The following is a 12,935-nucleotide window of genomic DNA, read 5'->3' on the forward strand; positions in this document are numbered from 1 at the left end:
GCAGTGTTAAGAGGAAAAGCAAATCAACACTTCGACTCCGCTCAGTGTAAACAAAATAACGAATAACAAAAAACGAATCAACAAAACACACACACAACCAACCAAAAAATGAATCTCAACTTACAACATAAAAACGCGCTCGTTTGCGGAAGTACACAAGGAATTGGAAAAGCAACAGCACAACAACTAGCAGCTTTAGGTGCAAACGTAACACTCACCGCTAGAAACGAAGAAAAGCTCAAAAATGTGTTAAGCGAATTAGACACTTCTAAAGGACAAACGCATGGTTACATCGTAGCAGACTTTCAAGATCCGGATGGATTGCGCAAAAAAATAGTAGCATTCATTGCTGAACATCATACATTTCATATTCTCATCAACAATACAGGCGGACCAGCTGGCGGACCTGTTTTCAATGCAAAACTTGACGAGTTTGAGCGTGCGTTTACGCAACACCTAAAATGCAATCATGTATTAGTGCAAAGTGTTGTAGCAGGCATGAAAGATGCAGGTTACGGACGTATTATCAATGTAATTTCTACCTCTGTAAAACAACCATTAGATGGTTTGGGCGTTTCCAATACCATTAGAGGTGCCGTAGCTAATTGGTCAAAAACCTTATCAAACGAATTAGGGCAATTTGGAATTACGGTAAACAATGTATTGCCAGGCGCAACCGCTACGGAACGTTTAACAGAAATCATAAAAAACAAAGCCGCAAAAACGGGTAAAACAGAAGATGAGGTAAGTACAGCGATGAAAAATGCGGTGCCAGCCAAGCGTTTTGCAAAGCCTCAAGAAATTGCAAATGCCATTGCTTTCTTAGCAAGTGAAGCTGCTTCATACATCAACGGAATCAATGTTCCTGTGGATGGTGGAAGAACGAAGTCATTGTAATTTTACGTATGTAAAAAGCATAAGCATGTTAATTAAAATCTTACAGCGTTAAGGGTAGAAATACGTGACTTCGCATTTTTTTAACATTTGATTCACGATTTTGTTAAAAAAGTCTTAAATTAACAATCTGAAAAACACGTAAGCAATGTGCAAAACATTGCAAAATAATAACTAACCATATGAATAGAAGAAACTTTATTGTATCAAGTGTAATGGGTGCAGGTGCGCTCTCTATGTTCCCTAGTAGTGCTTTAGCTAGTAATAACGGTATCTCAATTTCCAAAATAGGAAAAGGATTTGAGCGTCTGTTAAGTTCTGTTGAACACCTTTCTATTTCAAACTTATCAAGCGGAGTTGTGAACACTCACGGACGATTGATGGCAGTTTTAAATGAAGAAGGATATTTGTACAACGCAACTGAAGTAGTAAAATTAAACAGCTCATGTTTTGCAATTCCACTTCAGAAAAAGCCAATGTTAGGTTTTGAAAGTAAAGAATTAGCATTAATAGTTAAAAACAATGGTGCTAGTAAATTTTACATTCTAAATGAAAAACTAGCGAATGAGTTTAGCGGATTAGTTGAAGGCATCAGTCAAAATGCTGAATCACACGAATTGGATTTAGATGCAGCTTCGTTTGCATTTCCTGTGAAAGTGGTAGCGCAAAAACAAGGACGTGAAACTGCATTTGCTTATCAAAATAAGTTTGACAATACAATCACGTTGAAAAATACTCGAAAAAAATCAGAGATTCACATAAGTTAAATACCAACCAACCATATATTATAGTAGCCTTTATTCCTTTTGAAGATTCAAAAAGGAGTAAAGGCTATGTTTTTTTTTAACTTCCCTATATTAAAACGTTAAATACAGCACAATTTCTATAAGAAATAGTATTTTTATAGAATGAATTACGTGTGAAGGATTGTCCTTCGACTTCGCTCAGGAATCATTATGTCGAAACGAAAGGCAATTGAAATCACGCCAAAAAAACTAACACCTTGAAACGAAAACTGCGTATAAACGGACACTCACATTTGTTGCCTTACCCAGAACAAATCCCTCAGTTTATGAAGGATAAAAAGATTTTTTGGGTAGATGATGAACGAAAATATATGTTGCAAGACGATTGGAAACGTCCTGTGACAGACTCTAGTTTTTTCTTGAATGAAAAGCTAGCTTGGATGGAACTCAATAAAATTGATCATGCGGTCATTTTAAACCTTTCGCAACTCTATGGAAATGGTTTGCGTTTGGAAGCGATGAAACATGCGCTGCGTTTTCAGAATGATTTTAATGCAAAAGTACAACAAGATCATCCTTCAAAATTTACCTGCGGATTTGTGGTGCATCCAGGGTTTATACATGGTGCATTATGGGAAATAGAACGTTGTGTGGAAGAGCTCGGCTTGCGCGTTTTATGCTTGCCAACACACTTTATGGATTCTATAGGACAGTGGCGATCGGTGTTTGACGAAGAAAACGATCCAATTTTTGAATTGGCAAATAAATACAAACTCGCTATTGAAATTCATCCGTATGATGGCGACAAAATGATCAAATTAGAAAATGTAAACTGGCGTTTTCACTTAATTTGGATGTTGGCACAATGTGGCGATGCGTATCATTTTTATACTTTAAACGGAATGCAAGAACGTTTTCCGCATATCCGAACGTGTTTTGCACACGGTGGACAATTGGCGCAAATGAACTTAGGACGACGGATTCAAGGATTTGATGGACGACCAGATTTGTTTGAAGGAAAAGTACATCCGCGAAAAGCTGTTGGACATCCAAATATTTACTTTGATACCTTGGTACACGATACAGATTCTTTTAAATTAATGGTTGATCGTCAGGGAAGTAAGCAAATTATTATGGGATTAGACGATCCGTATCCGTTAGGAGAAATGGTAAGTGATGCGCAATCTTCATACCCTGGAAAACTCCTCGATTTATCAATGGAACGCGATATTATTGATCAAAAACAACACGATGACATTTGGGAAGACAATGTACTTCGATGGTTATTTGGTGAAGATGAAGCAGCTAAGAAAGATTTGGTTCGTAAAATACTTGGTGATGAATAATGTAACAATTAATCAATGTAACAATGTGTTAATTTGAAAATGTGTCGATTTGAAAATGTAATCACAGCATGTTCTTTCAATCTTTCAATTCATTAATTATATTTTTTAAATGACCGATGTAGCGCAATTTCATAACCTAGCACATATTTTTATTTCCTTTATTGGAGCGATTTTGTTATTGGCAATTTACTCGAATATTCGGAAGCGATTTCGTCAAATTTTAGAAGAAGACGATTCGCAAAAACGGGTAGATAGTGGATTGTTATACTTAAGTCTTGCCATGTTTGTTTGGGTAGTTTCCGGAATTTGGGCGTACGTTTCACAGCGATTTGAGTTCTCCGAAACCATGACGTATCAAGTTGGTGTGAATCTGTTATCGATTGTCAATAACTTGTTTTTACTCTTAGCGTTATTCTATTTTTATTACGCACCAAAATTCATCTACAACAATACCAAAAATGTAAAAATCATTGTCGGAATCATCATTGCAGTCACTTCAATTACCTTATTGATGTCAAGTGTGTATGGAAATGATAATATTTATCACAATATTAAACTCAATGCAATTCCCGATTTAGTTTTGTCAGGATTTTTATGTTTTTTACTCTTAATTTCATTTTATAAAACCTTTGTACATCGTGGCTTAAAGACAGTTGCAATGATTTCTGTGATCATCATGATTTTAATTTTTGTGTCACAGTTGCCTGAAGTATTTCTGAGTTTTAATGATGAGTTCACCACAAACCTCATCAAGATTATCGCAAAAACTTCGTTGATTTCTTTGTTTTTAGTATTGGCGACAAGTTGGGTAATTCAATTGGCAAACACGCCGCGACCAAACGAAATGCGCCTTAAATTCTTAGATTGGTCGTTGATTCAACTCAGTATTCCATCCAAAAACATCAACAATGCACAAGTAGATTTTGGCTCAAAAACCACACAATATAAAAACCTATTAAAGTTTGCCATTCGTCGCGCACATGGAACTGGCGATTTGCAAAGTATTTTGGTCAGTGCTGGTGGCGAAATAAAAAACCAAACCTACCTGACGCGTATCATTGAAAATATCAACGAAATTTTACAACTCGAAACACATCAACAACTCGAACGTAGGGACTTATTTACGTTTTTAGGCGAAGGAAAATACCGATTGCGGATGATTCCGGAAAACATCACGATTGATGAAGGTTTGCTGCATGAGTTCGTGCAGAGTGTTGAAAATGATCAATATAAAGCTATTTGTAATTAATTGTGTCTCAGACACAAATCCGCACAACTTATTATTTTTTACTATACTTAACGACATCACTTTAGTCTGAAGCATAGGAAGCACACATTTGTATTCTAATTAATTTTAAATACAATGTCATCTGCTACTGCTTCCGATACTCGATTTGGACATCCAAAAGGATTATTTTACTTGTTTTTTGCTGAACTCTGGGAGCGTTTTTCGTTCTACGGAATGAAAGCCTTGCTGATTTTATACATGACCAAACAGTTATTGTTTAGTGATGATATGTCTATCGGGATTTTTGCGGCGTACATGTCATTAGTATATGTAACACCAGTTTTGGGTGGAATTATTGCCGATCATTATATTGGGTATCGAAAAGCAATTTTCCTTGGCGGAATTTTGATGGCGTTGGGACATTTTTTCTTAACGATAGAATTGCCTGTATTTTTCTACGGTTCGTTGGCGCTGATTATTGTCGGGAACGGATTTTTTAAACCAAACATTTCCACATTTGTCGGTGCTTTGTATAATGAAGAAGACAAACGGCGCGATTCTGGCTTTACCATATTTTACATGGGAATCAACATTGGTGGCGCTGTTGCTCCATTATTATGCGCTTGGTTTGCAGAAGTGTATGGTTGGCATTATGGCTTTATGTTGGCAGGATTTGGAATGTTATTAGGATTGTTCTATTTCTATCGTGGAACAAATAAAAATGTATTTCAAGACAAAGGAAATGTGCCTGATCAGAAAGTGTACAACGAGAAGTTTCTGGGTTTAAATAAAGGACAATTAGTAACACTTGGCGCATTCTTGGCAGTTCCTGTATTTGCAATAATTGTCAAGTTTAATCAATACGAACATTATATCGTGTGGATTGCCACAATCGCGATTACAGGAATGATGATTTATATTTATCGTTCTGTGGGAACCATCGCGCGAAAGCGATTATTAGTCACCGCATATTTTACCATTTTAATGGCTTTATTTTGGGCAATTTTTGAACAAGCTGGAAGTTCCTTGACACTTTTTGCAGATCGGAATATTAACCTTGTCGGATTGAACGCGGCACAAACCAACAGTATCAATTCTGGATTTATCATTCTGTTAGCAATTCCGTTTTCGTGGTTGTGGACCGTTTTAATCAAGAAAAATAAAAACCCGAATTCAGCTATCAAAGCAGGATTAGGATTGTTCCTTTTAGGACTTGGATTTATTGTATTTGCCATGTCTGCCAATTCGGTAGATGCCTTTGCCAAAACGGACATGTGGTATTTATTTGTGGGTTATTTGATTTTAACCGTGGGCGAATTGTGTATTTCTCCGATTGGATTGTCTAAAATGACGGAACTTTCTCCAAAGAAATATTTAGCGTTCATTATGGGCGTGTTCTTTTCGGCTTCTTTCTATGGGCATTTCTTTGCTGGGAAGATTGCCAAACTAACCACAGTTTCGGAAACAGAAGAAAACATGTTTGCAAGCGGAATTTTTGGGCAAATCACAGAAACAATTACAGGATTGACACCCAATTTTTCAGGAACCAACGGAGCAGCATTTGAACAATTGTATCAATATGTGTCTGTATATGCTGTTTTTGGCGTATTAACAGCTGTTATTGGAATATTGGTCATGATGATATCACCTTTTATTAAAAGGTTGATGAGCGGCGTTCATTAATCAAAAATGAGAAGACTGCTTTTAAAAGAAATAGATTGCTTCACGCTGTTCGCAATGACAACTTTTTTAAGCAGTCTTTTTTTATTACTCAATGTCACATCGAGCGCAGTCGAGATGTAATTTTATAGTATCAAAAAAGCCTCACAATTTGCGAGGCTTTTAAAAGATATTAACTAACTATTTACTTTAATCAGAATTACTTCTTCACAATAAGTTTCGAATATGTGTTTCTAGTAATACTTTCTATTTCAAGGCAATGGTTCAAAAGTACTGAGGAAAGAAGTGAAAAAATAATGTTGTATCCTACAATTCCGTGAATTGTAGCGACTATGAATATATAGATATCTTTTTTGTAAGATCAATAAAAGATATTAATATTTTGAGAATCAATTGACTATGTGTAAAAGATATCAAAATCAAAAAAGCCTCGCAATTGCGAGGCTTTTTCAAGATTTAGCACTAATTTTTGATCCGAATTACTTCTTCACAATAAGTTTTGTATAGCTATTTCCAGTTGTACTTTGTAGGTTAATGAAATAGCTCCCTGTTTTTAGATTAGAAATATCAATTGATTTTTGACCCGCTTGCATTTCAAAAGTTTTTACTTGTTGTCCAATTAAGTTGTACACAATTACTTTTGAAATTGTTTGTGTTGACTCAATCTGTAGGTTTCCAGTTGTTGGATTTGGATACAATGCAAAAGTAGCTTCTGATACATCAGGCGTACTCAATGTATTTGTAATTGTCATAGGTGTTGAAGCACTGTATAAATCACATGCGCCAACAGTATGTGTTATTGTATATAAACCATCTGTAGACATTGATAAATCAATTTCTCCCGTAGTAGCATTGATTGATAATCCTGCTGGCGTTGCTGTAAATACACCTGTTACACCAGTTGTTCTTGTTGGTGTTGGATCAGGATCGTCCATTGCGTATGTACTTGTACTATAGGTAAACGCTGCAAAATCATTGTAATGCAAATCAATATAATTTTTAATCACTGTTGCATAATCATCTGCAAACGGAACTAAAGTTTGTGGTCGGCTATCGAAAAAGTTTCCGTTGTAGGTTCCTAAGTCACGTACACGTCGGTTTACTTCGGTCATAATTCCATCAATAGTTCCACCACCGCCAAGTCCATCGCTTGCAGTTGGTCCAGATCCGTGACGCATATTATTATAGTAATCTCCAGCAAAGTATTGATTGCTATTAGGACGTGTATCATCACAGGCATCAGAACTACCTTGGTCAAAATCACTAGGAACTGTACGGTAACCAGAAGATACACCACAACCAGAATATCCTTGTGCGTTGTAAAAAGCACCGCCAGTATCTCTAAAAATTCCACCTAAGCTATTTGGTCCACGAACCAATTCTTCTTGTGTCAATCCACCTAAATTAGTACTTACTAAGTTTGTAATGGTAGAGTTGGAAACTCCGTTTAAGTGATTTGCAGTTGTATTATTTAAATCAGAAGCAGAAATGTTGTATCCAGCTTCAATTCTTGGAACTGTATGACTTTGTCCATGTAAATCTATATACAAACCTTTTCCCCATTTGCTCATTACATCTGTACTTGCATCATCGATAAAATTATGAAATGCATTCCAATAAAACAATGCATCTGCGTCTCCACAAGTTGCTTCATTTTGTTCTCTGTTTGGATCTAGTTTACTTCTATGTAAGTTACTGATAATAATGTACGGATAACATCCAGTTTGGTCAAATACAGATTGTTGTATTTCACGAATTAAAATTTCTGTATTATCATCTCTTTCAACGCTTCCACCACAATTCCTATCTGGTAACGCACTGTCATTATCTGGATAAAAAGTTCCACCAATGGTTTGTCCAGATTGTAGTACTCCACCATGTGGTGCAGAAATAATGATTGGCATGTTTCCAGGAATGTATTCAATATAGTTGTTTCCACTTGTATCAAACTGAGAAACTCCAGGAAAAGGTGGTGGTGGCGGTGCAGCTTCTTCTATAGCAAAGTAAATTGTTTGTGAAATTTGAGAATTTGTAGCAGAAGTATCAAAAGTTCCGTCAAATGCCAAGGCTGTATCTCCGTCAGCAGTAATAGTTAGGTTTCCACCACCATTCCAGCCATCTCCATACGTGTCATATACAATTACGTAATATCCAGCAGTTGTACTACTATTTATAGGGTAACTTACCGCAGTTGTAGTTTCATTATAAGGATTTACAGCAGAACCACTTCCGTCAAAACCATTGTCGATTGTTACCAATAGCATTCCAGCGGGATCGTAGAATTCAACTTTATTTTCGGTGGACCATTGTGGCCAATCTACCGTAAGGATCACATCTACATTTTGAGCAAAACCTGTGGCACTTATCATTAAAAAAAGTGCAAAAATACTTTTGAATATAGGAAAAGTAGTTTTCTTCATAGTCATTTATGTTTGTTAAGTAAGATTTATTTTGGGTGCAATTAAATTAAATTCCTTACAATTGTGGTAGTGAATCAAATTCAACAACAATTATACGATAAAAGGCATAAAAAACCGACAAAATGGACAGTAATTATTTCAAAATAAACAAAGAAACCTGGAATAAAAAGGTCGCTATTCACGCAAAAAGTGACATGTACGCAATGGAATCTTTTAAAAGTGGCAAGTCATCATTGATGAAATACGAATTGAATCGCTTCCCTAATGTAACAGGGAAATCATTATTACACTTGCAATGTCACTTTGGACAAGATACCTTGAGTTGGGCTCGCATGGGCGCAAAAGCAACAGGAATCGATTTGTCAGATGAAGCTATTAAACTTGCAAAATCGTTAAATACAGAACTGAATTTAGATGCGCAATTTCATAGTTGTAATGTGTATGATGTAAACAATCATGTAACCGATACGTTTGATATTGTATTTACGAGTTATGGTGTGATTGGTTGGTTGCCCGATTTGAATAAATGGGCAGAAATTATCGCTTCACGTTTAAACGAAGGTGGAACGTTTTATATGGTAGAATTTCATCCGATAGTGTGGATGTTTAATTATTTAGAAACGCCGCCAACGTTAAAATATGCTTACAATCAAGATGAAGTGATTTACGAAGAATATGAAGGTACGTACGCTGAAGATGGAGAAACAAAAATGGTGAGTAAAGAATACGCTTGGAATCACGGTTTTGGCGAAGTAATTAGCGCATTAATAAACGCAGGATTGACCATAGACTTATTTGAAGAACACGATGCGTCTCCGTACGATGTATTGCCCGATTTAATTAAAAACTCAGCAGGTTTATACGAAACTAAAGATAAATTGTATCCGCTGATATACGAACTAAAAGCCACAAAAAAACCTCGCTAGTACGTAGCGAGGTTTTTGTATGGATATATTTTTGGAATTAAAACTTAGCAAAAAGTTTATTCATTTTTACTTGTTCTTCATCAGCTAAAGCTGGATCAACTAAAATACGACCACTGTGCTCATCTGTGATGATTTTCTTTCTAGAAGCAATTTCTACTTGTACTTGTGGTGGAATTGTAAAATACGAACCTCCAGAAGCACCTCTTTCAATTTTTACAACTGCTAAACCGTTACGTACATTGTGACGAATACGCTTATACGCTGCTAATAATCTTTCTTCAATTAATTTTTCGAACTCTTCAGACTTTCCTAAAAGGAATTCTTCTTCTCTTTTTGTTTCTTCAAGAATTGCATTTAATTCTGCTTTCTTGTGCTTCAAGTGAGATTGTCTTTCGTCTAAACGTTCTTTTGTTTGTGCAATGACAGCTTTCTTTTGATCAATAGAAACTTTAAATTCTTTGATGTGTTTTTCAGCCAATTGCATTTCTAACTCTTGGAATTCAACTTCTTTAGATAAAGCGTTGTATTCTCTGTTGTTACGAACATTCTTTTGTTGCTCTGTATATTTTTTGATTAAGGCTTTAGCCTCTTCAATAATATTCTTTTTACTTTTAATGTCTACATCAACTTGATCAAGATCACCATTGAACTTTTCAAGTCTTGTATTTAATCCAGCTACTTCGTCTTCTAAATCTTCTACTTCTAAAGGAAGTTCTCCTCTTACATTTTTAATCTCGTCTACACGAGAGTCAATTAACTGTAAATCAAAAAGCGCGCGTAATTTTTCTTCGACCGTAACTTCTTTCTTCTTTGCCATATCTATGAATACTTGATTGGATTTGTATTTTCTGCTGATAAAATGAACGCAAAATTAGGAATTTTTTTCGTAAGATACTCAAATAAAAGATTTTTTGTATACTGCTCGCTTTCATAATGTCCAATATCAGCTAAAATTAACTGTCCTTCTGCCTTATAAAAATCATGGTATTTCAAGTCTGCCGTGACATACGCGTCTACGCCTGCACGTTTGGCATGTTCAATGGCAAAGCTGCCGCTTCCACCCAAAACAGCCACTTTTTGAATCATTTTTCCTGATAAAGCCGAATGTCTTACTACCGGAACGTTCATTTTTGTCTTTAACAACGTCATGAAATGCATTTCAGTGATTGGTTTTTTTAGCGAACCAATCATGCCCATACCAATATGTTGATTGGTGTTTTCTAAGGTTGTAATCTCATACGCAACTTCTTCATACGGATGATTTTCATGAAGTGTTCGGATAATAGTACCTTCTAAATGTTTCGCAAACGTGATTCCTAATTGAATTTCTTCTTCAAAATGTGTTTTACCTTTTGTGCCAACTGTCGGATTTGAAGCTTCATTTCCTTGAAAACTTCCCAAACCTTCTATATTAAAGCTACAATGATCGTAGTTTCCGATACTTCCTCCGCCAACGGCAAATAAAGCATTGCGCAGCGTTTCAGCATCTTTCTTTGGTACAAACGTAATGAGTTTTTTAATCGTTCCTTTTTGTGGAATTAAAATTGATTTATCGGTCAAGCCTAATTCATCACAGATACGATCGCTGACACCATTCCACGAATTGTCAAGCGCTGTGTGCATCGCGTAAATAGCAATGTCGTTTTTAATCGCTTTCAACACCACACGTTCCACATAGGTTTTTCCAGTAATCTTTTTTAAACCAGAAAATATAATTGGATGAAAACTCACAATCATATTGCACTTATTTTTAATAGCTTCATCCACCACATTTTCAAGTGTATCCAATGAAATCAATACGCCCGAAACTTCTTGCGTGTTTGAACCAACCAGCAAACCTACATTGTCAAAATCTTCCGCGTAGGCGAGTGGACATAATTCTTCAATGTGTGAAATAATATCTTGAACGATCATTTTTTGCGCTTTTATTCAAATATAAAAATTCAGATCAGAAAAACAGGTCATAAACATAGAAAAGCACACTTTTTATAACGCTTACGAATTTATTTTGACGCTTACGAACTATTTTATGGAAGTTAGCGATTGATGTCTTAATTTGAATGGATAAACCAATTAATTATATCAAATTATGAACACAAACATACTTACGTTGCTATTTTTACTGTTTAATTTTTTTGCTTTTGCGCAGTCGCGAAACGGATTGATTTCGATTGAAGATGAACGCCTATTTAAAGTTGTTTTGGAAATTAATGAAAACAATGTATTATCAAGAAGCAACGAATATTTTAGAATGCAAGCCATTAAAGTGGTTAGTGATGAACGTGTGAGCGACGACGACGAAATTCAAGCGTTTAAGAGCTTTTATTATATTGTAATTGCGGATTTTGAAGAATCGCCACAAGGAAAATTATACCAAACCGAAAATTTAATTTCGCCCCAAATTTCAGTATTCCCTGATAGTTATAAGTTTTTTAAAATCTTGATTACACATGGCGAGCAACAAGAAAAACAATTGATGTTATTTGCATCTAATGATAAGGTCTACATTAAAAAGGAATAACTTTTAGCGTTTCAATTCCTCAAAAAATTATACTTTCGCTTCTATGCGACAACTTCGATTCATATTATTGCCTTTCTCTTTGCTTTATGGAGCGATTGTATTTGTGCGTAATTGGATGTTTACGAAAGGTTGGTTGAAATCTACTTCATATAGTTTTCCCGTGATTTGTGTTGGAAACTTAAGTGTTGGCGGCACAGGAAAGTCACCAATGATTGAATATTTAATCCGATTGACCAAAGACGATTATAAAGTGGCAACATTGAGTAGAGGTTACAAACGGAAAACGACAGGTTTTTTAGTCGCGAATGAAACAACAACCGCTTCTGATATTGGCGATGAACCACTACAGTTTTACAGTAAATTCAAAGATGAAATTGTAGTTTCGGTTGAAACACAACGGACAGTTGGAATTGAAGCATTGCGAAATTTGGCAAATCCTCCAGAAGTAATATTGCTAGATGATGCTTTTCAACATCGAAAAGTTACTGCTGGTTTCAATATTTTATTAACGCCGTATCACGATTTGTATGTAAACGATTTTATGTTGCCTGCGGGAAATCTTCGTGAGCCTATTTCGGGTGCAAAACGCGCCGATGTGATTGTGGTGACCAAATGTCCAACAGAAGTTTCGGAAAGCAAGATGCTTCAAATTGTGCAAAAATTACGTCCGAAAGCGAATCAAGCAGTATTCTTTACCACCATTGCGTATGCAGAAACTATTCAGAATGAAACAGAAAAACTTCCGTTGATTTCACTGAAACAACAACCGTTTGTATTGATTACAGGAATTGCCAATCCGACACCATTGTTGCGACATTTAAACGATCAAGGATTGTCGTATGTACATTTGAAATATCCGGATCATCACCATTTCAGCGAAAGCGAGATTAATAGTATCAAACAAAAAGCAGGAAGTAAGCGTATTTTGACAACAGAGAAGGATTTTATGCGTTTGCTAGGAAGTTTGGATGCGTTGTATTATTTGCCAATTACGGTTGCGTTTTTAGCGGAAGAAGTATCTTTTCAAGAGAAAGTGAAAACCTTTATAAACAAGAAAGGCGAGTAACCAATTTGCGAGTGATAATTTTTAGTGCTGATTATCAATTAGTTATATTTTTTGAAATTTCAATTTTTAGCTAAATCGTATTCAGAATCGTATTCAGTTTCTGAGTTA

11 protein-coding genes are annotated in these 12,935 nt (G+C 35.6%); 8 read left to right on the forward strand and 3 right to left on the reverse strand.

What is annotated here, in order from left to right; all coding sequences use genetic code 11:
- Positions 1–108: 108 nt before the first annotated feature.
- The 5 genes from H2O64_RS02520 (at position 109) to H2O64_RS02540 (ending at position 5,897) form a co-directional block, all read left to right on the forward strand.
- Positions 109–897, forward strand: coding sequence for an SDR family oxidoreductase (locus tag H2O64_RS02520; protein WP_187560558.1), 789 nt, complete (start codon positions 109–111; stop codon positions 895–897).
- A gap of 179 nt (positions 898–1,076) precedes the next feature.
- Positions 1,077–1,661 carry a hypothetical protein gene (locus H2O64_RS02525; protein ID WP_187560559.1) on the forward strand — a complete coding sequence of 195 codons (585 nt, stop codon included), beginning with the start codon at positions 1,077–1,079 and terminating at the stop codon, positions 1,659–1,661.
- A gap of 236 nt (positions 1,662–1,897) precedes the next feature.
- Positions 1,898–2,986 carry an amidohydrolase family protein gene (locus H2O64_RS02530; protein WP_187560560.1) on the forward strand — a complete coding sequence of 363 codons (1,089 nt, stop codon included), beginning with the start codon at positions 1,898–1,900 and terminating at the stop codon, positions 2,984–2,986.
- Positions 2,987–3,095: 109 nt separating this feature from the next.
- A complete protein-coding gene (locus H2O64_RS02535) occupies positions 3,096–4,235 on the forward strand; it encodes a hypothetical protein (protein ID WP_187560561.1) in 1,140 nt (379 codons plus the stop codon).
- Positions 4,236–4,349: 114 nt separating this feature from the next.
- Complete coding sequence (locus H2O64_RS02540) at positions 4,350–5,897, forward strand: peptide MFS transporter (protein WP_187560562.1); 1,548 nt, start codon at positions 4,350–4,352, stop codon at positions 5,895–5,897.
- Positions 5,898–6,373: 476 nt separating this feature from the next.
- Here H2O64_RS02540 and H2O64_RS02545 read toward each other — a convergent pair whose 3' ends face one another.
- Positions 6,374–8,314 (reverse strand): T9SS type A sorting domain-containing protein, encoded by a 1,941-nt coding sequence (locus H2O64_RS02545; RefSeq protein WP_187560563.1) that lies wholly within the window; start codon positions 8,312–8,314, stop codon positions 6,374–6,376.
- Between the two features lie 122 nt (positions 8,315–8,436).
- Between H2O64_RS02545 and H2O64_RS02550 the strand changes: the two genes are divergently transcribed.
- Positions 8,437–9,240: a class I SAM-dependent methyltransferase gene (locus tag H2O64_RS02550; RefSeq protein ID WP_187560564.1), complete on the forward strand. Its 804-nt coding sequence runs from the start codon at positions 8,437–8,439 to the stop codon at positions 9,238–9,240.
- A 37-nt stretch (positions 9,241–9,277) separates the two neighbouring features.
- On the opposite strand, the gene H2O64_RS02555 is transcribed toward H2O64_RS02550, so the two are convergent.
- Both H2O64_RS02555 and H2O64_RS02560 read right to left on the reverse strand, forming a co-directional pair.
- Complete coding sequence (locus H2O64_RS02555; RefSeq protein WP_187560565.1) at positions 9,278–10,057, reverse strand: zinc ribbon domain-containing protein; 780 nt, start codon at positions 10,055–10,057, stop codon at positions 9,278–9,280.
- Between the two features lie 2 nt (positions 10,058–10,059).
- The gene (locus tag H2O64_RS02560) at positions 10,060–11,154 is read right to left on the reverse strand and encodes a Nif3-like dinuclear metal center hexameric protein (protein WP_187560566.1); all 1,095 of its coding nucleotides are present in this window, start codon (positions 11,152–11,154) and stop codon (positions 10,060–10,062) included.
- 175 nt (positions 11,155–11,329) lie between these two features.
- Here H2O64_RS02560 and H2O64_RS02565 point away from each other — a divergent pair, with 175 nt between their 5' ends.
- Together H2O64_RS02565 and lpxK are read left to right on the forward strand one after the other, a co-directional pair.
- Positions 11,330–11,761: a hypothetical protein gene (locus H2O64_RS02565; protein WP_187560567.1), complete on the forward strand. Its 432-nt coding sequence runs from the start codon at positions 11,330–11,332 to the stop codon at positions 11,759–11,761.
- A gap of 43 nt (positions 11,762–11,804) precedes the next feature.
- The gene (gene lpxK, locus H2O64_RS02570) at positions 11,805–12,827 is read left to right on the forward strand and encodes a tetraacyldisaccharide 4'-kinase (RefSeq protein ID WP_187560568.1); all 1,023 of its coding nucleotides are present in this window, start codon (positions 11,805–11,807) and stop codon (positions 12,825–12,827) included.
- Positions 12,828–12,935 lie beyond the last annotated feature (108 nt).

Source organism: Kordia aestuariivivens, from assembly GCF_014397005.1.
GTDB classification, from domain to species: domain Bacteria; phylum Bacteroidota; class Bacteroidia; order Flavobacteriales; family Flavobacteriaceae; genus Kordia; species Kordia aestuariivivens.